At 36.7% G+C, this 26,973-nt stretch carries 22 protein-coding genes; 18 read left to right on the forward strand and 4 right to left on the reverse strand.

From position 1 onward, the window contains the following. The 3 genes from qoxD (at window position 1) to ahpF (ending at window position 2,750) form a co-directional block, all read left to right on the forward strand. Window positions 1–330, forward strand: coding sequence for a cytochrome aa3 quinol oxidase subunit IV (qoxD, locus tag G6Q10_RS09300; RefSeq protein ID WP_163655377.1), 330 nt, complete (start codon window positions 1–3; stop codon window positions 328–330). Window positions 331–641: 311 nt separating this feature from the next. Continuing rightward, complete coding sequence (gene ahpC / locus G6Q10_RS09305; protein ID WP_163655379.1) at window positions 642–1,205, forward strand: alkyl hydroperoxide reductase subunit C; 564 nt, start codon at window positions 642–644, stop codon at window positions 1,203–1,205. Window positions 1,206–1,220: 15 nt separating this feature from the next. Further along, entirely contained in the window at window positions 1,221–2,750 is a 1,530-nt protein-coding gene (gene ahpF, locus G6Q10_RS09310) for an alkyl hydroperoxide reductase subunit F (RefSeq protein WP_163655381.1), read from the forward strand. A gap of 227 nt (window positions 2,751–2,977) precedes the next feature. On the opposite strand, the gene G6Q10_RS09315 is transcribed toward ahpF, so the two are convergent. Further along, window positions 2,978–3,388 carry a pyridoxamine 5'-phosphate oxidase family protein gene (locus G6Q10_RS09315; protein WP_232057834.1) on the reverse strand — a complete coding sequence of 137 codons (411 nt, stop codon included), beginning with the start codon at window positions 3,386–3,388 and terminating at the stop codon, window positions 2,978–2,980. A 150-nt stretch (window positions 3,389–3,538) separates the two neighbouring features. Between G6Q10_RS09315 and G6Q10_RS09320 the strand changes: the two genes are divergently transcribed. The 9 genes from G6Q10_RS09320 to G6Q10_RS09360 all read left to right on the forward strand — a co-directional run bounded on the left by G6Q10_RS09320 (window position 3,539) and on the right by G6Q10_RS09360 (window position 13,335). Further along, window positions 3,539–4,978 carry a 6-phospho-beta-glucosidase gene (locus tag G6Q10_RS09320; RefSeq protein WP_163655385.1) on the forward strand — a complete coding sequence of 480 codons (1,440 nt, stop codon included), beginning with the start codon at window positions 3,539–3,541 and terminating at the stop codon, window positions 4,976–4,978. A gap of 267 nt (window positions 4,979–5,245) precedes the next feature. Next, on the forward strand, window positions 5,246–6,112 hold the full coding sequence (locus G6Q10_RS09325; RefSeq protein WP_163655387.1) for an SDR family oxidoreductase: 867 nt from the start codon (window positions 5,246–5,248) through the stop codon (window positions 6,110–6,112). Window positions 6,113–6,358: 246 nt separating this feature from the next. After that, window positions 6,359–8,260, forward strand: a complete 1,902-nt coding sequence (locus tag G6Q10_RS09330; protein ID WP_163655389.1) for a beta-glucoside-specific PTS transporter subunit IIABC — start codon at window positions 6,359–6,361, stop codon at window positions 8,258–8,260. Between the two features lie 19 nt (window positions 8,261–8,279). Beyond that, window positions 8,280–9,089: a histidine phosphatase family protein gene (locus G6Q10_RS09335; RefSeq protein ID WP_163655390.1), complete on the forward strand. Its 810-nt coding sequence runs from the start codon at window positions 8,280–8,282 to the stop codon at window positions 9,087–9,089. A gap of 243 nt (window positions 9,090–9,332) precedes the next feature. Next, a complete protein-coding gene (locus G6Q10_RS09340; RefSeq protein ID WP_163655392.1) occupies window positions 9,333–10,187 on the forward strand; it encodes an LD-carboxypeptidase in 855 nt (284 codons plus the stop codon). A 77-nt stretch (window positions 10,188–10,264) separates the two neighbouring features. After that, complete coding sequence (locus G6Q10_RS09345; protein WP_163655394.1) at window positions 10,265–10,600, forward strand: DUF4064 domain-containing protein; 336 nt, start codon at window positions 10,265–10,267, stop codon at window positions 10,598–10,600. Between the two features lie 153 nt (window positions 10,601–10,753). After that, complete coding sequence (locus G6Q10_RS09350; protein ID WP_163655396.1) at window positions 10,754–11,407, forward strand: DedA family protein; 654 nt, start codon at window positions 10,754–10,756, stop codon at window positions 11,405–11,407. Between the two features lie 99 nt (window positions 11,408–11,506). Then, a complete protein-coding gene (locus G6Q10_RS09355; protein WP_163655398.1) occupies window positions 11,507–12,205 on the forward strand; it encodes an ABC transporter ATP-binding protein in 699 nt (232 codons plus the stop codon). Further along, window positions 12,202–13,335, forward strand: a complete 1,134-nt coding sequence (locus G6Q10_RS09360; protein WP_163655400.1) for an ABC transporter permease subunit — start codon at window positions 12,202–12,204, stop codon at window positions 13,333–13,335. Before G6Q10_RS09355 ends, G6Q10_RS09360 begins: the two co-directional genes overlap by 4 nt. Before the next feature lie 48 nt (window positions 13,336–13,383). On the opposite strand, the gene rpsR is transcribed toward G6Q10_RS09360, so the two are convergent. From rpsR to rpsF, 3 genes are read right to left on the reverse strand one after another with little or no spacing between them, the layout of a single operon-like run. After that, a complete protein-coding gene (gene rpsR, locus G6Q10_RS09365; RefSeq protein ID WP_163655402.1) occupies window positions 13,384–13,623 on the reverse strand; it encodes a 30S ribosomal protein S18 in 240 nt (79 codons plus the stop codon). A 56-nt stretch (window positions 13,624–13,679) separates the two neighbouring features. Beyond that, window positions 13,680–14,186 (reverse strand): single-stranded DNA-binding protein, encoded by a 507-nt coding sequence (gene ssb / locus G6Q10_RS09370; protein ID WP_163655404.1) that lies wholly within the window; start codon window positions 14,184–14,186, stop codon window positions 13,680–13,682. A 56-nt stretch (window positions 14,187–14,242) separates the two neighbouring features. Next, on the reverse strand, window positions 14,243–14,536 hold the full coding sequence (gene rpsF / locus G6Q10_RS09375; RefSeq protein WP_163655406.1) for a 30S ribosomal protein S6: 294 nt from the start codon (window positions 14,534–14,536) through the stop codon (window positions 14,243–14,245). Between the two features lie 501 nt (window positions 14,537–15,037). Between rpsF and G6Q10_RS09380 the strand changes: the two genes are divergently transcribed. The 6 genes from G6Q10_RS09380 (at window position 15,038) to G6Q10_RS09405 (ending at window position 26,972) form a co-directional block, all read left to right on the forward strand. After that, window positions 15,038–15,661 (forward strand): accessory gene regulator B family protein, encoded by a 624-nt coding sequence (locus G6Q10_RS09380; protein ID WP_163655407.1) that lies wholly within the window; start codon window positions 15,038–15,040, stop codon window positions 15,659–15,661. An 888-nt stretch (window positions 15,662–16,549) separates the two neighbouring features. Beyond that, a complete protein-coding gene (locus tag G6Q10_RS09385) occupies window positions 16,550–16,945 on the forward strand; it encodes a CPBP family intramembrane glutamic endopeptidase (RefSeq protein WP_163655409.1) in 396 nt (131 codons plus the stop codon). A 790-nt stretch (window positions 16,946–17,735) separates the two neighbouring features. After that, on the forward strand, window positions 17,736–17,888 hold the full coding sequence (locus G6Q10_RS09390; protein ID WP_163655411.1) for a cyclic lactone autoinducer peptide: 153 nt from the start codon (window positions 17,736–17,738) through the stop codon (window positions 17,886–17,888). 85 nt (window positions 17,889–17,973) lie between these two features. Continuing rightward, window positions 17,974–19,269 carry a sensor histidine kinase gene (locus tag G6Q10_RS09395; protein ID WP_163655846.1) on the forward strand — a complete coding sequence of 432 codons (1,296 nt, stop codon included), beginning with the start codon at window positions 17,974–17,976 and terminating at the stop codon, window positions 19,267–19,269. Between the two features lie 16 nt (window positions 19,270–19,285). Continuing rightward, complete coding sequence (locus tag G6Q10_RS09400; protein WP_163655413.1) at window positions 19,286–20,014, forward strand: LytR/AlgR family response regulator transcription factor; 729 nt, start codon at window positions 19,286–19,288, stop codon at window positions 20,012–20,014. 382 nt (window positions 20,015–20,396) lie between these two features. Next, window positions 20,397–26,972: a DNRLRE domain-containing protein gene (locus G6Q10_RS09405; RefSeq protein WP_163655848.1), complete on the forward strand. Its 6,576-nt coding sequence runs from the start codon at window positions 20,397–20,399 to the stop codon at window positions 26,970–26,972. Window position 26,973 lies beyond the last annotated feature (1 nt).

The following is a 26,973-nucleotide window of genomic DNA, read 5'->3' on the forward strand; positions in this document are numbered from 1 at the left end:
ATGGCAGAAAATAAAAATACAAATCAAGCGCATGGCTCAGTCATTCCTTGGAAACATATCATTGGTTTTGCTCTTTCTATCATTTTAACGTTAATGGCAGTTTGGGTAGCGCTATACTCCTCGTTGGATTATAGCATTAAAGTGGTCACTATTTTCATCTTTGCTTTTATTCAAGCAGCGTTGCAACTACTTATGTTTATGCACATGACTGAAGGAAGGAATGGACGCATTCAAGCAGGTCATATTCTTTTCTCAGCATTTATTGCCATTGTTGTCGTACTTGGATCTTATTGGGTCATGGAAATTGGTCATATGAATCATTTAATGTAAATAAAACAAATCAGCGACAAGCACTCGCATCCGCAGGTTTTGACAAGTATATTTCTGTCAAAGCCTGTAGCGAGTAGCCGTCGCTTAATTTGTTGTGTCAAGCGTAAAAATCAGCTCTTAATGAATGAGAAAAAAATAAGGTAAATGATAATAGTAGAAAAGAAAATGGCGTAAAATCAATAAATCTTTTTACTTATAGTTATTATAAATTAGTAAATACTATAATTAACCTATTGACATTTTTGAATAAAAGATTGATAATTTTAAGTGTAAGAACTGATAAATACATAAAAACCAAGGAGGAATTTTAAATGTCATTAATTGGAAAAGAAGTTGAAGAATTCACAGCCAAAGCTTATCACAAAGGAGAGTTTGTTGACGTCTCTTCTGAAAACTTCAAAGGAAAATGGAGCATCGTTTGCTTTTATCCAGCTGATTTTACATTCGTTTGTCCAACAGAATTAGAAGACTTACAAGATCAATATAAAACGTTGCAAGACCTAGGTGTAGAAGTTTATTCTGTTTCTACTGATACTCACTTTACACATAAAGCTTGGCATGATTCTTCTGAAGCAATCGGAAAAATTGAATACATTATGGTTGGGGATCCAGCACATGTTATTTCTCGTGCTTTTGACGTTTTAAATGAAGAAGAAGGCATTGCAAATCGTGGTACGTTTATCATTGATCCAGACGGTGTTGTTCAAACAGTTGAAATCAATGCAGATGGAATTGGCCGTGATGCAAGCATATTAGTTGATAAAATCAAAGCTGCTCAATATGTACGTAGTAATCCTGGCGAAGTTTGTCCAGCAAAATGGAAAGAAGGCGCTGAAACACTAAAACCTAGCTTAGACTTAGTAGGTAAAATTTAAGGGGCTGAGATAGAAATGTTAGATACAGAAATTAAAAACCAATTAGCCCAATACCTAGAGCTACTAGAAAATAATATCGTCTTAAAAGTAAGCGTTGAAAAAGATGAAGCATCGCAAAAACTACTTTCATTTGTCCAAGAAATTGCTGAAATGTCACCGAAAATCACTGTAGAGAATACATTATTAGAAAAGATACCGAGCTTTGCTGTGGATCGTGAAAATGAGGAGACAGGGATTGTTTTTGCAGGTATCCCGCTTGGGCATGAATTTACGTCACTTGTTCTTGCCTTACTTCAAGCAAGCGGACGTGCACCAAAAGTCGATGAAAAAATCATTCAGCGCATTAAAAAAATTAATCAACCCTACCATTTTGAAAGTTATGTTAGCTTAACTTGTCATAACTGTCCAGATGTTGTTCAAGCGCTTAATATCATGAGCATTTTAAACCCAAATATTTCACATACAATGATTGAAGGCGGCATGTTTAAGGCGGAAGTAGAAGCAAAGGATATCTTGGCTGTTCCTACTGTTTTCTTAAATGGCAACACTTTTGGAAATGGACGTATGACAATCGAACAAATCGTTGAAAAGATCGCTGGTGAGGCAAATCTTTCTGAATTTGAAGAAAAAGAGCCATTTGATGTGCTTGTTATTGGTGGCGGTCCAGCTGGTTCCAGTGCTGCTATTTATGCTGCACGAAAAGGTATAAGAACAGGCATCGTTGCTGAAACATTTGGTGGACAGGTTCTGGAAACATTAGGTATTGAAAATGTTATTGGAACAAAATACATCGAAGGGCCACAACTAATGAATGCTGTCGAGGAACACATTAATGAATATAACGTTGATATCATGAAAACAGCACGTGCTGCTAAACTTGAAAAAAAAGAACTTGTTGAATTAACGTTAGAAAATGGTGCGGTTTTGCAAAGTAAGACGGCAATCATTGCAACAGGTGCAAGGTGGCGTAACATCGGTGTACCAGGCGAGCAAGAATTTAAAAATAAAGGTGTAGCTTACTGCCCACATTGTGATGGCCCACTTTTTGAAGGGAAAAATGTAGCTGTTGTTGGTGGAGGAAACTCAGGCATTGAAGCAGCAATCGATCTTGCAGGTATTGTCAAACACGTTACAGTACTCGAATTTATGTCAGAATTAAAAGCTGACCAAGTATTGCAGGAAAGACTCTATTCTCTACCAAATGTTACCGTCCTAAAAAATGTACAGACAAAAGAAATTACTGGTAAAAGCAAAGTAGAAGGTATTGCTTATATTGACCGCACTACAAACGAAGAAACGCACATAGACGTTCAAGGCGTATTTATTTTAATTGGACTAAAGCCAAACACCGAATGGCTTGAAGAGACATTAGAACAAACCAAAATGGGCGAAATTGTAGTAGATAAACGCGGCGCAACCAATCTTCCAGGTGTTTTTGCAGCAGGAGATTGTACGGATAGTGCGTATAAACAAATTATTATTTCAATGGGTTCCGGCGCAACTGCTGCATTAGGTGCTTTTGACTATATGATCCGAAATACATGATATTAAGTGAGTTTACTAGGATATAAATAAAGCGCTCGTGATGGAAGAGGTCAGCCAGACTTTCGTTTCTGGCCACTTCTTTCATCGCGAGCGCTTACTATTTTTAAAACCGTATTTTCTTAAAAAAGAGAGTTGAATCGCATAATGTCAAAGTCTTGTAATTAAAAGCCCATTTGATTTTATAGATTAGCAGCAGAAGAAAAGGAACCGATAGAATAAAAAGCTAGCTAAAACTGCACTTCAATAAATTCTAGTTTCCCCTCAGCATCTGGTTTCCAAACTTTTAGAAGCGAAATGTCGATTTCAATAAAAATATCTTCATCCGTTAAAAATCGATCTTCTGTGCTGAACGCATCAGGATATTTTGTTTTATATTCTTTTTTTAACATCCGATTTTCAGTAGAATCCACTTTGCCGATGATTTTAGCCGTACCTTCAAATTGAAAATCATCACATACACCTGCAACATGCGGGTTATTTTTGATTTGGTCAACTTTAGCAGAAAGTTCAGAAGTACGGATAAAAATAGTGAAGTTGTGATTAATCGGGCTTACAGGTCGCACGGAGACTTTATTATTTTTACTTGTTGAAAGATAGATCACTTGGGCTTTTTCAAGTAAATTTAAAAAAAATGTCATTTTTTCCACTTGTTTTTCTCTCCTTCAGCATAGTTTTTAATTTAATTCATTTTATAATATATTCAAGAAAATTTACAATAAAAGGCTTGCTCTGTAATCCATTACATACTGTATAGTGTTTTTATAGAAAGATAGGGAGGAGAAAAAACAATGTCAAAAGTAAATTTTAAATTTCCAGAAAATTTTTTATGGGGAGGAGCAGTAGCGGCAAACCAATGTGAGGGAGCGTATTTAGAAGATGGAAAAGGGCTTTCGCTTGTTGATCTTTTACCTGCTGCAAGTGGAGGAAGATGGGAAGCACTTTTCAATCCCGAAAAAACACTTGCAACGACATATGATTATTATCCAAGTCATGAATCGATTGATTTTTATCATCGTTATAAAGAAGATATCAAGCTTCTTGCTGAAATGGGATTTAAGTGTTTCCGCCTTTCCATTAGCTGGCCACGTATTTTTCCGGAAGGTGACGAAACAAGTCCAAATGAAAAGGGTCTTGAGTTCTATGACGCCGTTTTCGCTGAGTGTCACAAGTATGGTATTGAACCAGTTGTAACGATTAATCACTTTGATACACCAGTTGGCTTAATGAAAAAATATAATGGCTGGTTAAGCCGTAAAACTATTGATTTCTATTTAAATTTTTGCGATGTTATTTTTAAGCGTTATAAAGATCAAGTAAAATACTGGATGACATTTAACGAAATTAATATGATTTTACACATTCCAATGTTTGGCGGAGGAATGGATGTAACGAAGTCAAAAAATCCAGAACGAGATAAATATCAAGCTATTCATCATCAACTCGTTGCTTCAGCATATGCTACTAAATTAGCCCATGAAATCAATCCTGATAATATGGTTGGTTGTATGCTAGCAGCTGGTAGTACTTACGCGTATAGCTGCAATCCAAATGATGTATGGAAAGCAATGGAAGCCGATCGCGAAGGCTATTTCTTTGTAGATGTCCAAGCACGCGGTTATTATCCAAGCTATAGTGCACGTTTGTTTAAAGAAAAAAATATTCAATTAGAAATGGAAGCCGAGGATAAAGCGATTTTGCAGAAACACACAGTAGATTATGTTGCCTTTAGCTACTATTCTTCTCGACTTATAAGCGCAGATCCCGATGTAAATAGGGGAACAGAAGGTAATGTGTTTTCAACATTGAAAAACCCTTATTTAAAAGCAAGTGAGTGGGGCTGGCAAATTGATCCACTTGGCCTTCGCATTACAATGAATGCTATTTACGATCGTTATCAAAAACCTTTATTTATTGTTGAAAATGGCCTTGGAGCCGTGGATCAGGTAGAAGCTGATGGTTCAATTAATGATGATTACCGCATTGATTATTTACGCGATCATATTCGCGAAATGGGTGAAGCCATGGAAGACGGCGTGGAATTACTTGGTTATACACCATGGGGTTGTATCGACCTCGTTAGCGCCGGAACCGGTGAAATGAAAAAACGCTATGGTTTCATTTATGTTGATCGTGATAATGAAGGACATGGCACTTTAAAACGCTCAAGAAAAAAATCTTTTTACTGGTATAAAAAAGTTATCGAAACAAATGGTATCGAGCTAGATTAAAGAAAAATCAGGTCCATAAACGAAATAAATCAGCGACAAGCGCTCACGGTTGAAAAAATTTGTCAGATTTCTTCAATCGCGAACGCTTTCGCTTTATTTGTCGTGCTCGAAATAGGATATCCAAAACTCTTTTTTGAACAAACTTGTCGATTATTTCAAATCAACCTAAAATTAAAGAAAAACGAAAAAATGCATATCTTAACTTTTAAAAATAAAATTTTGGGGTAAACATTCATTGTAATCAGAAAAATAGGAGGCCGTATTTTTATGAGTAAGAAATTTTATAGCGGAGACTTTGAAAAGCAACCGCAAGAATATCCAGGCATTCAAAGCAAAATGTCACCTGTACCTGATACAGGTGAAGAAACGTATCAAGGGTCTAACAAATTAACTGGTAAGAAAGCTTTGATAACTGGTGGTGATTCAGGAATTGGACGTGCTGCCGCTATTGCCTATGCAAAAGAAGGCGCTGATGTCGCTATTAATTATCATCCAGAAGAAGAAAGTGATGCCCAAGATGTGAAAGCTGCTATTGAAAAAATCGGGCAAAAAATTGTCTTATTGCCTGGTGATTTACGTGAAGCTACTTTTGCACAAGAAATGGTAAAAGAAGCAGCTAGCCAATTAGGCGGACTCGATGTTCTCGTATTGAATGCTGGGATTCAACAGTATCAATATGATATTCAAAAATTAGATTCTAAACAACTACGTGATACTTTTGAAGTCAATGTTTTCTCTCAAGTTCATGCTATTCAAGAAGCGCTTAATTATTTAAAAGAAGGAAGCAGTATCATTTTAACATCTTCTATTCAAGGCGTGAAACCAAGTGCCCATTTAGTCGATTATGCTATGACAAAAAGCTGCAACATCTCTTTAACGAAAAGCTTAGCTGCTCAACTAGGTAGCCATGGTATCCGTGTGAATGCTGTTGCTCCAGGACCAATCTGGACGCCACTACAAATTAGTGGTGGTCAACCGCAAGAATCCATTCCTAAATTTGGACAAAATCAGCCTTTACAACGTGCAGGCCAACCAGCAGAATTAGCAAGTGCTTATGTATTGTTGGCTTCAGATGAGTCAAGCTATACTACCGGCCAAGTTTATGGGGTTACAGGTGGCGCACCGATTAATTAATAAGATTAGAATTTTGGGGCATGCTCATATGCCCCAAATTTTATCTATTAAAAAATTTTTTAATAAAAAGCATTGCAAACGCTTTCTGATTATGTTATATTTAACTCATCATAAAGGATTGTTACCAATTTATTGGGCAAAACCTAAACTGATTTAAAGGATATGTTTTTTACATGTCCCTTAAATGAGTTTAGGTTTTTCTTTTTGATAAAATTAATTTTAATTTAAGAAGGGAGTTGGCTATCTATGAAATACGAGCAGTTAGCCAGGGAGATTCTCGATAATATCGGGGGAACAGAAAATATTAATAGTGTGTTTCATTGTATTACACGTCTAAGATTTAAACTTAAAAATGAGAGTATTGCGAATACAGAAAAAATTAAGTCATTAGATGGCGTTATCTCTGTCCTACAAAGTGGTGGACAGTACCAAGTAGTCATTGGTAATAACGTTCCCGATGTTTACAAAGCAGTGCTTGAAGTGGGTGGCATTAGCGCTGAAGGAAGCAATGAGGGAGAAGGTGGAGGAGGAAACATTTTTAATCGCTTTATTGATATGATTTCCGGCGTCTTTACACCAGTTCTTGGCGTTCTTGCTGCAACAGGTATGATTAAAGGTTTTGCCGCAATGTGCCTTGCCTTCCATTGGTTGACAGAAACATCTGGAACCTATCAATTGCTGGCTGCGATAGGAGATTGTCTGTTTTACTTTTTCCCAATTTTCCTAGGCTATACCGCGATGAAAAAATTTGGAGGAAATATTTTTATCGGAATGGCGATAGGGGCCTCACTTGTTTATCCGACATTAGCCGGAATTATGGCTGGAAAACCACTCTATGTATTGTTTTCCGGAACGGTTTTTGAGTCACCTATCCATATCACATTCCTTGGGATTCCAGTTATTCTAATGAGCTACGCTTCTTCTGTTATTCCAATTATTGTAGCTACATGGTTTGGTTCTAAAGTTGAGAAAATTCTGAAGAAAATGATTCCTGATGTTGTCAAAACTTTCTTAGTACCATTCTTTACATTACTGATTGTCGTACCAATTACGTTTTTAGTTATCGGACCAATTGCAACTTGGGCGGGACATTTACTTGGCGCAGGCACGCTTTGGGTTTATAATCTTAGCCCAATTATTGCAGGTTTACTTCTTGGTGGTTTTTGGCAGGTGTTTGTTATTTTTGGACTCCATTGGGGACTTCTTCCAATTGCCATTAATAACATCGCAACGGTTGGAGGTGACCCAATTTTAGCCATGACATTCGGAGCATCTTTTGCGCAAATTGGAGCAGTGCTTGCCGTATTAATTAAATCTAAAAACCAACAACTCAAATCCATTAGTGTACCAGCATTCATTTCCGGTATTTTCGGCGTAACAGAACCAGCAATTTATGGTGTTACTTTACCTTTGAAAAAACCTTTCATCATTAGCTGCATTGGTGGAGCAGTTGGTGGAGCAATCATTGGTGTTGCAGGTTCAAAAAGTTATATTATCGGAGGCCTTGGAATCTTTGGAATCCCAAGTTTCATTGGAAAAGGTGAACCAATTGGAACTGCTTTCTGGGCAGTTATGGTAGGGATCGTAGTAAGTTTCGTCCTAAGTTTTATCCTTGCTTATTTATTTGGATTTAAGGACCCAGTAAACGCATCTAGTGAAAAACCAATTATTCAAGAAGGCGAAACACTGATCGAACGTGAAACCCTTGTTAGTCCTGTTACAGGTATCGTTAAAGCGCTTGGCGATGTAAAGGATGAGGCATTTTCATCTGAAGCATTAGGAAAAGGCATTGCCATTTTACCAACAGAAGGAAAAATATTTGCTCCAGCATCAGGAACAGTAACAACGATGTTCCCTACAGGACATGCTATTGGAATCACAACGAACGACGGCGCAGAAGTGTTGATTCATATTGGAATGGATACTGTGCAACTTGAAGGTCAATACTTTACTGCTCATGTTAAACAAGGAGATAAGATTGAACAAGGTCAGCTTTTATCTGAATTTGATATTCCGGCAATTCAGGCAGCCGGATATGATATTACAACACCCGTTGTTGTAACCAACACAGAAAAATATTTGGACATACTTGTTGTCGATGAAAAAAATATTAAAGAAGGCAATCGTTTAATTACACTTGTCATCTAACATAAAGGAACGAATTCATATGAAAAAACATATTTGGAAAATAGCTCTTGTTGCTTTGTTATTGCTACTGATTGCAGGTTGTGGCACTACTTCAAGCAGCAAAGAAAATAGCGCTGAAACAGATAAGGACCCGGTCGTTACAATTTATGCAACCCGCCACGGAAAAACGATGCTTAATACAACTCATCGTGCGCAAGGTTGGTCAGACACTCCACTTACAAAACAAGGGATAGAAGTAGCTGAATACTTAGGAAAAGGAATCAAGGACGTTGATTTTAAAGCAGCCTATTCAAGCGATTCCGGCCGAGCAAAAGAAACAGCAAGAATCGTTTTAGATACAAAAGGGCAAAAAAACCTAAAAGTAAAAGCAAGCCCTGATCTACGTGAATTTTGTTTTGGAACATATGAAGGTGATCTTGATGATAATATGTGGGGAGATGCAGCTAAAAATCTAGGTTATAAAACGGCAGATGATCTACTTGAACAACTAAACAAAGGCAATATCACAATCGAACAATCCATAGCAGAAATTGTAAAAAATGATAAATCTGGAATGGCCGAAGATTATACTACGGTAAGAAATCGCTCTCAAAAAAAATTAAAGCAAATTGTTGAAAATACTAAGAAAAATGGTGGAGGCAATGTCTTGCTAGTTAGCCATGGATTAACGATCGGAGCAATGGTTTCTGATATGACGGATAAATACAAAGGACAGCAATTAGAAAACGCTAGCGTGACAAAAATAACTTATAAAAATAATAAGTTTAACGTTGAATACGTTGGTGATACATCTTATGTAGAGAAGGGTAAAGAAAATCGTGAATTATAGCTGAAATAAACTAACAATAAGCATTTGTTTTAACCTATTTCTCCTCTTTAATTGTTTCACGTGAAACAATTAAAGAGGAGAGATTTTAATAATTTACATAAATTAATTGTATGGTTTATCTGTTACATACGTTATAATAAAATATGAATAACTATAAAAGTAAAAATAAGTATACTTCAGTACAAAATAAAAAAGTTTAAAATTAATAAACCTCAAAATCAAACAACATGCAAGGAGAATAAAATGAAAATCCTACCAGGCAGCAAAATTGGCATAATTGCATGCTCAGATGGATGTAACATTTCGAAATCTACTAAATTCCATCAAATGAAAGTTCTACTAGAAAGCAAATTCAACATCGAAATCATTCAAGCAAATACATTATATGCCAGTTCAACCAGCCCCTTTAGCGGACCAGCTAAAAAACGAGCGCAAGAATTAATGTCTTTTTATCAAGATGAAGAGATCGCAGCTATTTTTGATGTTTCTGGGGGGAATGCAGCGAATCAAATTTTAAATTATCTTGATTTCGATATAATTAAAAAGAACCCAAAACCTTTTGTTGGTTATAGTGATTTAACTACAATTTTAAATGCCATTTACCAAAAAACAGGAAATCAAGGTTATAATTTCTTATTACAAAATATTGTTTGCAGTCAAAAAAGCTTAAACAATTTTAAACAAGTATTTATTGATGATGAAAAGATCCCTCTACATGGAAAATGGCTTATAGGGAAGTATTTGGGTAGTTCCATTTTACTTGGCGGTAATATCCGTTGTTTGCTCAAATTAGCGGGAACAAAGTATTTTCCAGATTTTACAAATAAAATTCTCCTTCTTGAATCTTTAAGTGGCTTAGAAACAAGTATCGCAACGTTTATTGCACAATATGAGCAGATCGGTGTTTTTTCTCTATGTGATGCAGTTGTGATTGGACAATTTACAGAAGCAAAGAAGAATGGGAAACAAGAGATAATTCATCGTATGTTTAAAGATATTGGTGAACGATATCAAATCCCAGTATTACAAACAACACAAGTTGGGCATTCCTCTGATTCAATCCCTGTTCCAATAGGATCCACAGCCATTTTTTCATAAAAAAATTAAGCGAATTAGTGTTAAAAAAACGATTTAAGTGGTAACATAAAGTAAAATGGTAAAAGGAGTAGGTTATTATGAAAGTAGAAGGCTTACTTGGATTTTTAGGAGCAGCACTTGGCATTGGATTTTCACTTATGGTGCTTATGATTCCAGGAATTTCACAAGCTTTAGAAGAGGAATCATTTGTATTTTATATGTTAACACTTGCGTCGCTAATATTATGTGTAGCCGGTCTAGTAGGTTCATTTATTGTAGGAAGCAAACCACTTCTAGGAGGCGCCATGATGGTGCTTGCTGCGATTGGTTGCACAATGAGCGTATCAATCATGTTTTTAATACCAATTTCATTTTTAGGTCTTGGCGGGTTGATTGCATTAATCAACCATGAAGAAGGACTTGTAGAGGAATAAAAGAAAAGTTAACTGTTAGTGAGCCTAGTTTATGCTAGGCTTGTTTAGGTGGTAGTATAAACAAGTCAATAATGGGTCTTTAGCCCGTCTTATGCACGTGAAAAGTATGCTAAAATACAACTAACAAAACTTTTAACTAAAGGAAGTGACCTATTGAATTTTATTTCTTGGCTCGTTGATTTTATTTTGCATATTGATCAACACTTAGTAGAAATTATTAATACGTTTGGAATTTGGACATATATTATTTTATTTTTAATTGTGTTTATTGAAACAGGGCTCGTTGTTTTTCCTTTTTTACCAGGAGATTCGCTGCTTTTTGCAGGTGGTGCGTTAGCGGTATTAAACGGATCAGCTTTAAATGTTGTCATACTTATCATTGTTTTCTGGATTGCGGCTGTTCTTGGCGATACTGTTAATTACCACATTGGCATGAAAATCGGCACAGCTATTCCTGAAAATAGCTGGTTTGGTAAAATTATCAACCGCGAAAAAATGGAAAAAGCAGAGGCCTTTTTTAATAAGCATGGTGGAAAAACGATTTTTGCTGCGCGCTTCATGCCATTTATTCGGACATTTGCTCCATTTGTTGCGGGTGCCAGTCGAATGAATTATCGCTATTTCTTAAGTTATAATATTGTTGGCGCAACAGTATGGGTGCTTCTTTGTACATTAGCTGGCTATTTCTTTGGGAATATCCCGGTTATTAAGGATAATTTTTCATTAGTTGCTATCGGAATTATTATTGTTTCGATTCTCCCAATGATTATTTCATTTATGAGAGCAAGAATTTCGAAATTGCGATGAAAATAGTGACTAGATATTTAATATGTATATCTAGTCACTATTTTTTTACGATTTTGCTTCAAATAAAATTTTCTGCTTTTCTCGAAGGAGGATATAAAAATGCTAAAAGTAGATAATGTGAACGTTTCAATCAAAAAGACCTGTATTTTAGAGGGGTTAACTTTACATATCGATTATGGAGAAGTAGCCGGTTTAGTAGCGCCAAATGGTTACGGGAAAACAACGTTATTAAAAACAATTGCTGGTTTAACAAAAATCGTTAGTGGCGATGTATTTGTTGAAGATGTCTCATTAACTAAACATTCGCCTTTTTACAATAAAAACCTCTTTTTTTTCCAAAATGTTGAGTCATTATATTTAAATCTAACGGTCTTAGAACATTTAGAATTCGTGAAAAAATCGTGGCAATCTTCTAAAAATATTGATTTTGTCATTCAAACTTTAAAAATGGAGAGTTATAAAAATAAGAAAGTAAAACAACTTTCTTTAGGTATGAAGCAACATCTTTTGATTGCTATGGCGATTATTAGTGAAGCATCGTTAATTTTGATGGATGAGCCTTTTAATGGCCTTGATCCTTCAAGTGTTAAAATTGTTAGCCATATCATAAAACAAATGGCGAACGAAAAAAAGAGTTTCCTTTTTTCATCGCATATACTTAGTCATATTGATTTAATTTGTTCAAAAGTCCTTTTTTTAAAAGACAAAAAAATTATTTTAGTAGAAGATCTATTACATCAAAAATTTACAAATACCGAAAAAAATTATAATTTACTATACGAGGAGATTAGCTTATGAATTTAATGACATTTGAAGCAAAAAAGTTTTTTCGTTCAAGAAAAAATATTGCGATGTTTATCGCCAGTTTGTTCATTGTCACTGGCAACTATATCCTTATTACGATATATGATAATACAGAAGTTGAGAAAAATTTTTATTCTGTGAATGCTGGAGAACTAAGCAATTCTATCTCTGAATTAGAAAGCGTGGCTAAAAACCAACCAGAAGCAAAAAAAGCTTTAGAAATTACAAAAAAAGAATACGAAATCGTTAACCATCAAGTTTTAGCCATTGAACAAAAAGACTGGAAAACTTTTTTGAATGAACAAGTTGAATACGATAAGTTACAGTTACAAGGTATGCAGCAAGGTACAGTGCCTTTAGAAGAACAACAAATTCGGGATATACATAAAAACATTGCGCTAAATAGCTATTTAGCGGCTCATGACTTAAAACCTGAAATTGCGGGTGTAAATAAGATGGGCTTCAATTATACATATCATTTGCTAAAATTGTTGATGCCTTTTATCGGAACCTTATTTGTGATCATTTTAGCTATTGATGTTCTTAATTCTGAAAAAATTAATAAAAGCCGTGATTTTATAAATACATTACCTTTTAGTAAAACGCGGATTCTTCATGCAAAAATGGCTACTTACATTATTTATGTTAGTATTTTACTTTTATTCGTGGTTATTCTAGCTTTTGTCGTAGGTAGCATATTTAGCGGTGCGGGTAGTTGGAATTATCCAATTGCTTATCAGGGTATTTCTCCGGAAGAGGTTACGATAGTTAGCGTGTCAATTTATATAATGAAATATTTAGCGTTAATGCTGATCTTAATTATTTTTCTCATATTCTTGATGACTTTTATTAGCTTATTTATTCAAAATGATTTCATCGTTTTGATTGTTGGATTAGTTGTTGTTTTACTGCCATATTCTTTGAGTGTTTATAGCTCTTTAGTAAGCGGCAATATGGCTCTGTTTCCTGTTTTTTATTTTAATTTTACGGATATTTTAAGTGGAAAGGCGTTACTTGCGAATGCGAATCTCACTTTTAAAAATGCGATTTTATGTTTGTCATTATATAGCCTACTATTATACATGTTGATTTTTGGTACGGTGCGTTTTAAACAAAGAATATAAAAAAATGGAGCAAGTCACCTTTTTAGTGGTGTCTTGCTCCATTTTGAATTATTTTTCGTCAGCAACAAATGGAAGTAAAGCCATTTGACGAGCGCGTTTGATAGCAACAGTAAGTTTACGTTGGTGTTTAGCGCATGTGCCAGTTACACGACGAGGTAAGATCTTGCCTCGTTCGGAAACGAATTTTTTAAGAAGTTCTACATCTTTATAGTCGATGTGTGTAATGCCGTTCGCTGTGAAGTAACATACCTTCTTACGACGACGGCCACCTCTGCGTCCTCCAGCCATTCTTTTCTCCTCCATTCTGAATAAAATTAAGTTGGTTTCAGTGTACGAATCTTAGCTTAGAATGGTAAATCATCGTCGGAAATGTCGATTGGTTTGCCATCATTTGCAAAAGGATCGTTGTTTGATTGCTGAAAACCTTGAGATGAGGATTGTTGGTTCTGATTGTATCCATTGCTAGTATTCTGTTGGTTGTAATTGTTACCAGCGGAATTCTGATAGCCATTCGTGCTACCCTGGTTTGAATTACGCGGTTCTAGAAATTGAACACTTTCAGCAACCACTTCTGTTACATATACACGCTTGCCGTCTTGTCCCTCATAATTTCGTGTTTGAACGCGACCGTCAACACCAGCAAGGCTTCCTTTTTTAAGGAAATTTGCTACGTTTTCAGCCGGTTTCCGCCAAACTACGCAATTAATAAAGTCCGCTTCACGTTCTCCTTGTTGGTTTGTAAATGTGCGATTAACAGCTAGTGTAAAAGTCGCAACAGCTACACCTGATGGAGTATAGCGAAGTTCTGGATCTTTTGTTAAACGGCCTACTAAAATTACACGGTTCATCATACAGAAACATCCTCCTCTCATTTAGTAAATCAAGGTTTTAACCCTTGAGAATGTGTTTATTCTTCTTCTTTAGTAACCATATGACGAATGATATCATCATTGATTTTTGCTAAACGGTCAAATTCGTTGATAGAATCTGCTTTGTCAGCTGTCATCTTAACAATGTGGTAAAAACCGTCATGGAAGTCTTGGATTTCGTAAGCCAAGCGACGTTTTCCCCATTCTTTAGATTCGATGATTTCCGCGCCATTGTTTGTTAAGATTTCGTTAAAGCGTTCTACTAGAGCTTTTTTATCTTCGTCTTCAATGTTTGGGCGGATAATGTACATGATTTCGTACTTTTTAGCCATCTTTTTACACCTCCTTGTGGTCTTAGCGGCTCTGATAAGCCAAAAACAGCATATCTCTTTATTTCTGAGTACCTTTAGCACTTTTCGATAAAGAAGCGAGCAAGGAATAATTTATAATTACTCACAATTAGATATTATATCATAGTAGCGATAAAGCGGCAATAAATACCTGCTTTTATTTTCTTTTCGCTAAGCTTGGATTAACTATAGCACACCCGAAAATTGGCCGCAATGCTTTTCATTAAAGTTGTATTTTCCAGGACAATATGAATTTTTAGATACCTAAAGCAAGAAAACATTCGCCACAGGTACAATTCAGTCTAAATAGGTCTAAATGCTTCAGGGTTAGATAATATTATACATTTGAAAATTCTGTATAATATACTAAAACTCTTAAAAATGAGCTGATTTTAGTCGTTTATGACAAGAAACGGACATTTCATTACATTTTTGGTTTTTTTAGCGCATTTCATTGTAAAATAGGAATTGGAGGTGGAGAGATTGAGTAGCACAACCCAAAAATTAGCTTTTAGCGAGAAATTAGCAAATCGGATTATTTCCAAAGAACGTTGGAAAGATGATGAGGAAGGTTACTTAAAAGTTAAGTACGGGTTAGAAGTCATTATCATTAATGTCACCAAGTTGGTGATCGTTTGGGTGGCTGCACTGATTTTAGGTGTATTTTTCCAAATGTTGGTCGTGCATCTTACATATCTTATTTTGCGCCGTTATTCATTCGGCTTACATGCAAAAAATAGCTTTGTTTGTACACTGACTAGTCTAGCGATGTTTGCTTTGGGCCCATTTTTATTTCAAAATGTTTCTTCTAATAACATAGCTGTCGTGATGGTATTTGCCTTTGTGTTATTCAATATGTATTTATTTGCTCCAGCTGATACTGAAAGCTTGCCGTTGATGAACAAGGACAATCGAAAAAAATTAAAGAGAAAAGCAGTGGTGAGTACTGTGATAATAACGGGAATTACAGTGTTCATACCATTTGCAGAGATGAAAACATTAATCATGTTAGGAGCGTTATATCAAGCGATCTGTATCAATCCAATCACGTACAAAGTTTTAAGAAGGCAGTATCAGAACTATCGTTTTTATGAATCAGAAGTTTAGCACGGACTTGGGGCCATGGGTATTTAACGGGAAATGGCTGTGGCTCTTCAATGATTTGAGCATCGAAATTTAGAGTTATAACAGAATAAGGGTTTTTGGGGGATCATATCAGATGTTATGGTTCCTTTATTATTTTTAAATAAGTCGTTTATGACTAAAACTGGACATTTTATTACATTTTTGGTTTTTTTGGTCGATTTTATTGTAGAATAAAAAGTGGAGATGGGAAAATTGAATAGTGTTATCCAAAAAGAGTAAGTCAAAGTTTTGCAGATCAGTTTATTTTTAAAGAATATTGGAAAAATAACGGGAAGTATTCTTTAACGACTAAATTTGGGCCGAAGATCATTATCGAAGCCCCCCAATGCAATCTAGTTAAGCTGGCCTATTACCGCATTGTCTTGCTATCATTTTAGTTTACATGTAAAATAGCGTTTTTAACTAGCGATACTTATTTTTGATTCATTTTTGGGATAAAATGATTTGATGCTTGATCCTTACTTTCATGCTATTCTGTATCATTTTGTGAATTTTCCTTTCTGCAAAAAGTTCACAGTAGATGAATGAAAACAACCAAAAAAAGCAATGGTTAGTACCATAATGTTAATTATGGTACTAACACTATTGCAGAATAAAAATGGCAATGATAATTAAACCAATCTATATAGAAATTACTATTTTTATGAAACAGAAAATTAGTAAACACTACAAGACTAAAGAAGTAATCATGAAAACTTATCGTTCACTGTTATTTTTAATTATACCTGTTCAAATTATTTCACAAGTTATTAGTTCAATGATTTAGGTGTTTTTTTATCAACGTTCATCTGTTTTCTTATTGCTAACTACTTTTTTTACAATGTTTTGAAAGAAGACTGGAAGCGTCTAATGATTAAACGATGGAAATTACTAATCGTTGGATTCTTTGGAACAATTTTTATGCAGTTTATTTTAACGTTGGGAACGCTAGCGATTGGGAAAGATATGCGCCTTAATCTTGATGGACTGAATGGGTTGCAGATGCTTCTAGTTGGGGTTTATTCACTGTATGGATTAATGACAGCGATTACAGAAGAATTGTATTTCCGCTATTTATTTTTTAGTACTGTTAAGCAGAAACTGGCGAGACTGCTTATTTTATTTATTTCAAGCGCATTATTTGGCTTAGCACACTACTGGCAAGTTACTTCCTTTGATCAATTGCTCTCTTATTTTGTGGCGGGGCTATTTTTAGGATTTGATAACGAAAAAAATTTGGTATCCGATGGTTATTCATGTAGTTAATAATTTTTATGCGATTGTTTTGCCGACGATAATCTATTTAATTAAGTTGTAAAAAATAGCGTTTTCTTTTTTGGAGTAAAATTACTTTTCTTAAAAGCTGATTACTCCTTTTTAAAAATAAAATTCAGTTTTAATAGATCTAAATACTTAATTTTTAGGCAATAATCATCATTTGAAAATTCTGTATAATACACTAAAAATCAAAAAAATGCGTTATTTTTAGTCGTTTATGACAAAAACTGGACATTTCATTACATTTTTGGTTTTTTAGATCTATTTCGTTGTAGAATGAAAAATGGAGATGGATAGATTGAATAGTGTAATCTAGAAAGTAATTTGCAGATCAAGTCGTTTTTTTAAGAAACGTTAGATAAGATAATGGGAAGCGTTCCTTAGAAATTAAAGCTGAATCGAGCTCTTTTATCATTGTCTCAAACTTTTGTTAAAGCTTGTTTTCACATGATATAGTATCGCTATTATTTTAGTTATATGTGAGAATAACTTTGACTACCTTGATGATAGGTGATTGTGGTTCGTTCTACGTGTGACTTGTGCTCGGCTTTACTTCTTCTATACTATTCTATATAATTTTGTAAATTTTCAGTACCAAGCGAAAATTTACACCAGAATGAATGAAAACAACCAAAAGATTAGAAACAGTGATTGGTGCTGTAGTTTAACGGGAATTGCAGTACTAATCATTGGAAGAGATGAAAAACGATAATCATGTTAGGGTCTGTTCATCCAAGATTATTCTATAAATTGTTATTAGGAGGAACAGACGCTACTCATGAACAAAAATTTTAAAGATTATTTAATGGAAAAAATTGAAAAAAAATCAATGGAAATAGCTGAGGTGTCTTCTCGTAAAAGCTGCTTAGCTTTTACTTATGAACCTAGTCATCCATGTATAAAAATGCAAGAAAAACAAAACAAACAATAACCATTATAGAAAAAACGAGAAAAGGCTAGAAAAAACTACGATAAAATAGTATTATAAATACGTAAATCAACGTAGTGGAGGGCTTATTGTGACTATTTTACTTTCAGGAATACAAATATTAGGCTTTTTTCTAGTTATTCAAGTTTTAACAGAAAGATTATTTAATTTTAAAGAGGGATTGGTCATTTTAAGTATAGCTATGATTGCAATCCCTCTCTTTTTGTATATGAACTATTTATCAGTTGTATTTAGTTTCGCAGTTTTTGCCATAGCCATGGTTTGGAAAAAGCAACAAATTATTTATTCGTTAATTATTATATCGATTACCTACGTTTTATCAATTATGGCTGATACAATAACAGGAATCTTTTTCTATCAAGTATGTCAGTTTCCTTATAATGGAGTACTTACAACTCCATCAATTCTAGCTTTTTACGTTGTCTGTATGGTTATACTAATGTTTGTTTTCGTTTTTCTTACACGTAAAATTTTTGTAAAAGCTAACTTAGAATTGTTTTTTAGACAAAATAATTATAGTTTAATTGTTCTAGCTTTACTCATTTTAACATTATCAATTTTCTATATTAACCTTCATTTTGGTTTGGCTGATGGTTTTGATCAACGTATGTTACGTTTTATTGAAGTTTTGTTTGTTGTATATTTCGTTGTGTTAATTGGTGTTTTTTACTCCATCATCCAAACAGCAATAAAAGAACTTAAAATGAAAAACCAACAAGAACAATTAGAGCAGCTCCAAGAATATACAAACACACTGGAAGTTCTTCACAATGAAATGCGTGTATTCCGACATGATTACATCAATATCATTTCTAGTTTGGCAGGTTACATAGAAGAAAATGATATGGAAGCGTTAAAAACTTATTTTGAAAATAATATTGTTTCCATCAATAAAACGATTGAATCGAATAACTATAAAATTTCATCTCTCCAAAACATTGAAATTACAGAGCTTAAAGGGTTAGTCGCTATTAAGGTGATTCGCGCACAAGAGCTCAAAATTGATGCGATTGTTGAAGTGGTTGAAAAAATTGACCATATTAACATGAAAAGTATTGATTTGTGTAAAGTTGTTGGAATTCTGCTTGATAATGCGGTTGAAGCAGCACTGGAAAGCAAAAATCGGGTAATTCGTCTTGCTTGTGTGAAAAAGGCGAATTCGGTTCTTATCGTTTTTGCTAATAGTATACCGGAGAAAATGCCGCCTGTTTATAAGATTTTTGAGCAAGGATTTTCAACAAAAGGAGAGAGACGTGGATTAGGACTTTCTAGTTTACGTGATACATTACAGGATTATTCTAATGTCTCTTTGGATACAAAGTTAACGGACAGTGAGTTTGTTCAAGAGTTAGAAATTATGTAAAGAAATGAGGAGAAATATGTTACCGATTTTTGTATGCGAGGATAATCGAATTCAACGAGAGCGATTGGAAAAATATATCACCGACTTTATTATGGTTGAACATTTTGATATGGAAATGAGTTATACAACGAATGATCCATTTAAAATGTTAGAGAGATTAAAAAACCATGAAGGTATGGGGATTTATTTTCTAGATATTGATTTGCAACAACCAAAGATGAATGGTTTTGAGCTTGCAACTGAAATTAGGAAGATTGATCCGCGTGGTTTTATCATCTTTATTACAACACATGCGGAACTAACTTATTTAACTTTTACATATAAAGTGGAAGCGCTTGATTATATTATTAAAGATAACTTAAATGAATTGCAAAGTCGTGTGCTTTCTTGTATGAAAAGCATTGAGCAGCGCATGGTTGATGATAAAGGCGGAGAGAAATATTTTACGTTTCATGTCTCTGATAAAAAAGTCATTCATGAAAAAATGGATGATATCCTCTTTTTTGAAACGTCGCCTAAAATTCATAAAGTTATTTTGCATGGTAAGAATCGGCAAATTGAATTTTATGCAAAAATGAAAGAAGTTGAGAAGATGCTTGGAGAACCATTTTATCGATGTCATCGTTCTTTCTTGGTCAATAAAAATAATGTGAGTGAACTTGATGCTAAACAAGGTATCGTCAAAATGTCGAATGGAGAGAATTGTTTGGCTTCGAATCGCTTAATCAAAGGCCTAAAACTGTGATCTAGAGTATACGCGAAATAAATCGGCGACAAGCGCTCGCATTGAAGTGTTTTGCCAGACTTCCGGTTCTCACGTACAGTCGTACGCTCCGCTTCCGGGTTCTGGCAAAACACTTCAATGCAAACGCTTTCGCTCGATTTGTCGTGTTCGAGATGTAGCTCCTACGCTATATTTTTTAAATAGTGGTGATGTTCTGGGTTCTTTTGTATGCTCGATGTAGGGTTTTTTATAAACTTTTATCTAGCCTATTGTGCTCATATTTTATTCATGATATAGTAAAAAAGACTTCAATGAAAGAAGAAGCTATTATTTTCTGGGAAATGAGAAAAAAAGAGGAGGAAGAAAATTGAGACAACGACTAAAAAAAGGGTTATTACTTATCATGGCAGCGATGTTAGTGAGTTCCAGTTGCCCAGTTTACGAGTCCCAAGCGAAAGAGCCGTTTGAGTCGACTAAAAAGAAAGCGGTTTCTCGCGAGGAGAAGAAAAAGGGAAAACAAGCGGCCCCAACAGAAGTCAAAGCCGAACGGACGGCCACCGAAAGTGTTTATGATAACCACGATGGCACGTTCACAAAACAAATTTATGCTGACCCTGTCTATATGAAGGATCAGGGGGAAATGAAAAAGTTGGATGCGACCCTCGAAAAAGAAGCGCAAACCGACACCATTCAGCCGAAACAAACGCCACTCAAACTTGAATTTTTAGAAAAAATGGAAAATGGAATCTATGAGAAATTAACTGAAAAAGGTGCTGAAGTTAGCTTTTCTCTTCAAGAAGCACGGGCCGAGGACAGTGTTACGGCGGTGACAGATCAATCCGCAACTTACCGGGCGAATGAAGTGACGTATGCGAATGTATTTCCACAAACCGACTTGCGCCATTTGACATTCCATCAGTCAGTAAAAGAAGATTTAGTCCTACATAAACCAACGAAAATCGCTACCTATCTTTACCACATTGAAACAAAGCTAGCGGTGAAAAAAGAAGAAGATGGCTCGGTTGTTTTTCAAGACTCATCTGGGAAAACGAAATACACACTTCCTAAACCATCGATGTCTGATTCTAATGTTGACAAAGCATCTGGGGAGGCAGCGACATCCGATGCAGCTACATTCGAGTTAAAGCGTCTGACTAAAACGGTCTATGAACTTCAGTTAAAAGTAGATACCGAATGGCTCCAGGCAAAAGAACGTGTCTATCCTGTATATATTGATCCTTCGATTCGGTTGGATGATGTTTACAATGCGAATGTGAATTCTGCTTATCCGAATCAAAATAACATCGGAAGTAAATTATGGGATCCTGGCCAAAATGCATATACACTAAAACTCGGTCAGTGGGATCATTCAACGGGAAACAATGCTGCGTTTCTTAAAATGGACACCTCGACCTTACAAAAAGCGACCATTTCTAAAGCCACATTGAAAGCGTATACGATCTGGCACATGTCACCTACACTTAAAAACGATATCTGGGTGTACGAGGCAAATGCCAATTGGTCCCCTTGGCAAGTAACATGGAATAACCAGCCAAACGGAACCCGAATTGGGAGTGTCAATGCAGGCCGCGGTCAATGGGCAAATATCGATGTGACGAAAACCGTACAAGCATGGGCAAGTGGCATGCGACCTAATTATGGTTTTCGCTTGGGAACAAGCAATGAGCAGAATTATTGGAAAAAATTAGTTGCCTCTGAAAATCAGACAAATTATCCATATTTAGAGGTCACTTATAGTTACGCGCCACCTGAAAAACCTACCGTCAAGACGAATTCGGATGGAGTAGGGACAGGGAGCGGCTACATGGATCTTACATGGAAAGCCATGCCAGGAGCGACAAGCTATAATATTGTGATTTCAAATGGTTTCAACTATCAATATTTTAATACAGGAAGTACGGCAACGACATGGAGCACGAAGGGGAAAAAGATTTTTCCAACCGCAGATGAATTAGCAAAAGGCGAATTCGCTTTTCATCATGATGGAAAGGGGACGGAATTCGCGCTGGACCCTCGCACGCTCTATGAAAATGCTTACCAGGCCGGCAGTACATTTGGATTGCGAAATTTAACGCGCTATTTATTCCGAGTTCAAGCTGTTTATCCTGGTGGTGAGAGCCCTAATTCAGACTTGGCATTTGCCTATTTACCACTTGAAGAGCCAAAACCACCTGTTGCTAAAGCCTATTCTAATTTAGCGAAAAAAGAAACTGGCTATGTGGAACTAAACTGGGAGCCGAGCCCACTTGCAGACGGCTATCAAGTGCTTGTTTATAATGGAAAAGCCTATCAATCATATGATGTGGGAAACGTGACAAAATGGACAACACAGCATAAAGGTATTTGGCCGACTAAAGCAGAGATCGAAGCAGGGAAATTCGCTCTTCATACAGACGGAAAAGGAGCTGAACTTTCGAAAGATCCATCACCGGTGTATCGGAATTCAGGTGGCGTCTACGGCGAACGAAAGAATTATTGGTTCCGAATTATCGCTTACCAAAAAGCTTTGAACCATGCAGGAAGTATCCAATCTGAGCCAGCAGTTCCAGTCATTCCCGAAGCGACGAATAAACAACTGGGAATGGTGGACTACTGGACAAACATTCCTGTGCGTGGCGGTGAAGTCAATGCGGTGAATGGGAATTTCTTATTCCATGAAACTGATCTTGAGCTATCAGGACGAGGGCCAAGTATTGCGGTGAAGCGGACATTTAATAGTCAAGACGAGACGATCGGATTGTTTGGAAAGGGTTGGACCAGCACGCTTGAAGAACGTCTTGTGGAAGAATCTAACGGCGATGTTATCTGGGTAGAAGCCGATAAAAAAATCCATCGTTTCAAAAAAACAGGAAACACATACGAAGCACCACCAGGAATTTATGCGAAGATTACCAAAGATGCGAGTGGCTTTTTGAAAGTGGAGGAAGATCAAACAGAGACGCGCTTTTTACTCGATGGGCGACTTTTATCCGAAAAAGATGCGAAAGGAAATACATTAACGTACCAATATACGGATGGCAAACTCACGAGTATCAAGGACGCTTCCGGTCGTGAGGTAACCATGTCTTATGACGGAGCTCTTGTTTCTAAAGTGGTGGGCCCAGAAGCACGAACGATTCAATACACGTATAATGCGCAACAAGAATTAATAGCTTCTTCTACCGCTCGTGGAAAAGTCTATCGCTATGGCTATACAAATGGGAAGTTAACCACCATCTATGATCCCAAACATACGAAAGAAAAGCCCTATCAAACCACGTATACGTATGATGGAGAAAAGCTTTCAGACATTACAGATCCCGTTGGCAAGAAGACGACACTAACCTATGATCCAGAAGCGCAGCGTGCCACACTCACTAATGAAAAGAAAAAACAAACGGTCTATGAATACAACGATGCTGGTAATCCTAAAAAAGAAGTAGTAGATGCATCAGGTCTAAAGCTTGCGACCACATACACTTACGAATCCAACAACTTAATCAAAGAAGTCCGACCTAAAGGGCAAGAAGAAACCTACCAATATGACGCGAATGGCAATCTTATAAAAACGACGGATGCTTATGGAACCGAAAGCTATACGTATAACCAAAACAATGATCTTACATCAAGCACCGATACAGAAGGACGAAAAACGAGTGTTGTTTATGACGGGGCAGATGCCGTTTCTGAAACTTTAAAAACCGAAGCGCCAACATCTTCTGTTACGCAATACGACGCTTATGGTAATGCCATTCGAGGAAGCGGAGAACTAGCATCAGGAACTAATCTGTTACAAAATAGTGGTTTTGAACAAGGAGATCTTACCAGCTGGACGATGGTTCAAACAAAAGCAAAAGGAGGTATCACCTATGATGCAGCTGAACACGCCCCTGGAGCTCTAGGCGGAAGCGGTTCAGTCAAGATCACAAGTGAAGCGCTCACCACCGAAAAAGGCTATACTTCCGCTACACAACGTGTGGAAGTTGAACCTGAGACAACCTATACATTCAGCGCATGGACGAAAGCCGCAGATTTAAATCACACGGATGGATCGTTGTTTGTTCGCTTACAAGATGCGAATGGAAGAGATATTACCGATAGCGGGATATGGGTGTCCAATCGCCCCACATCTCTAAAGAAGAATAGTGATTGGGTCAAACGCCAACTCACTTTTAAAACGTCCAAATCAACACGACAAGTTGTCCTTTACCTAGATAATGAACAACCCGCTCCTTCTAAAGGAAAAGGAACACTATGGTATGATAAAGTCCAATTTGAAAAAGGAAGCGTTGCATCGAGCTATAACCCAGTTACTAATAGTAGTTTTGAAGATCATAATACAACAAAACCAACTGGCTGGATGCGTACGGGAGATCAATCACTAACACAAGCCAAAGTTACAGAAGAGCGTAGTTTTAGTGGAGACAGTGCCATTGCCTTTGAACGAAAGAACACCAGTGAAGGCTACACACATATTGTCCAAGATGTTTATGTCAATCAAACGACAGCAGAAGCCCTGACCTTAACTGCTTTATCCAAATCAGACGGAGCAAAAGCAAATGGCAGCACACAAACCATGAGCGATGATTATTCGATTTGGGGGACGGTTTATTATCAAGATGGCACAATGTCAAGCGTTCAAGGCCAATTTCCTTTGGGGACTAATGACTGGAATCGAAGCGCGGTAGTCATCAAGCCAACTAAACCAATCCGCATGATTAAAGCCTATACAATGTTTCGAAACGGCCTTACTGGAAAAGCATGGTTCGATGATGTTCGCTTGATGGAAGGCGAAGTGCTCACGAAAAATGAGTATGATTCAAAAGGTAATTATGTCACAGCAAGCTATGATGAAGTAGGACGGAAAACGAGTTTCGCCTATGATACGTATGGGAATAAAAAGACAGAAACCGATGAATTAGGCCATCAAAAGACCTTTGCGTACGATGCCGACAACGCCTTAACCAAAACAACGCTTGCGAATGGAACCTCGGTTGCTTACACTTATGATGATAACGGCAATACAACAGAAAAACAGATCACAGCAGCCGGTATCATACAGAAAAACGGTTATACGTATGATGTCGATAACAAAGTCACTGCCTTTACCGATGCCTTAGGACGAACGATTCGTTATGCGTACGATGCAGCAGGAAATGAAACGAAAACAATCATGCCAAATGGACGTGTGACAGAGAGTGCGTATGATTCTGCAGACCGTGTGACTGATGTGAAGTGGAATGACAAATCCGCGTTTCGTTTCCAATATGACGCCAATGGCAACCAGACAAAAGTAACGGATGATGTGAATCACCTTGTCACAGATAAAGTATACGATGATGCCGATCGAATTACGAAAGTGAGCGACCGCGGAGGAAACATCAGCTACACATACAAAGACGAACCTTCCAAAGAGAATAAAGGCAAGACGGATAAAGTTGGCGAGGTCTCGATTCATCACGGCGCCTATACCGCAAAAACTAGCTACACGTATAATGAGCTAGACCAGAATACGCGTGTGAATGACGGGAAGAAAAACGCCTATTTTGAATTTGACGAATTCGGCAATATCGGCGCTTATATCGCAGGAAATGATACCGCGGCAAACTATACGTATGATAGCACACAAAAAGTGACCAATGTATCGATTGGAAATGCGAGCGGGAGTGCGATTTTAGATGAAAGTTACACATATGATGCAGCAAGTAACCGGACGAGTATTGATAACAAGCAAACCGGGAAAACGACGTATACGTATGATGCGGTAAATCAGCTAACGAAGGAAACACTGCCGAATGGAACGGTAAAAAGCTATACGTATGACGGATTTGGCAATCGAACACGTGTAGAATTAAGCGGAAACGAGACAAAAACGATCTCAGCACGGTATAATCAAGGAAACCAACTAGTTGAATGGAACGGCAAAGCGCTGACGTATGATGAGAATGGAAACCGGACAAGTGATGGGAAGTATACGTATACGTGGGATACAGGCGATCGATTAGTCGCGGTGATGAAAAAGGGTGAATCGAAGCCATTTGTGACGTATACGTATGATGATGATAACCGGCGTTTGTCGAAAACAGTGGATGATGTGACGACGAATTATCATTATGATGGGGATAGTATTGATGTGTTGTATGAGACGGATGCTTCGGGGACAGTGACGCGTCAATATGTGTATTCGGATGACAATGTGAGACTAGCAATGAAGATGAATGGGCAGACGCTATATTATCATTACAATGCGCATGGTGATGTTATCGCGCTAACGGATGAAGCTGGTCAAGTGGTAGGGAAGTATCAATATGATGCATGGGGAACTGTGCTTCAGAGTGAGGCAACAACGCCAGAAGCGAAAGCGAATCCGTATGGCTATGCGGGATATAGGTATGATGAGGAGATTCAGCAGTATTACTTGATGGCCCGGTATTATGAACCGGAGCAAGGTGTGTTTACGGCGTATGATCCGGATCCTGGGGATGAAGATGATCCGCAGACGATGAATGGGTATAATTATGCGAATAATAATCCGGTGATGTATGTGGATCCGGATGGGAATTTTGCGTATGCAATGGCAGCAGGATTTGCCTTTGGGCCAGTTGGCTGGGGGCTTGCGTTAGGAGTTAGCGCTGCTTGGGCTGGTTATCAAACGTATAAATGGTATAAGGCTAGAAAGGGAAGAACACATTCATATAGTAAGAGTAAAGGTAAGAAAAAAATAAAGACAAAAAATATTACTAAAGGAAAAGGTGTAAAAAACTATAAAGCGAGTGTGACTCGTAGGCAACTGGAAAGAAGGCTACGACAAAGCAACTGGAAAGTAAGAAATCGAAAAGATGGTGTTAGGGAGTTCACTAGAAATGGTCGTAAGATTGTAACGCGAAGTAAATCTAAGCAAGGGAATCCTACAGCAGATTACTACAAAAAAGGAGCTAAAAAAATAACACGAAAATATAGATTGAAGCAAAGGAGATAAT

Source organism: Listeria sp. PSOL-1, from assembly GCF_902806445.1.
Classification (GTDB): Bacteria; Bacillota; Bacilli; order Lactobacillales; family Listeriaceae; genus Listeria.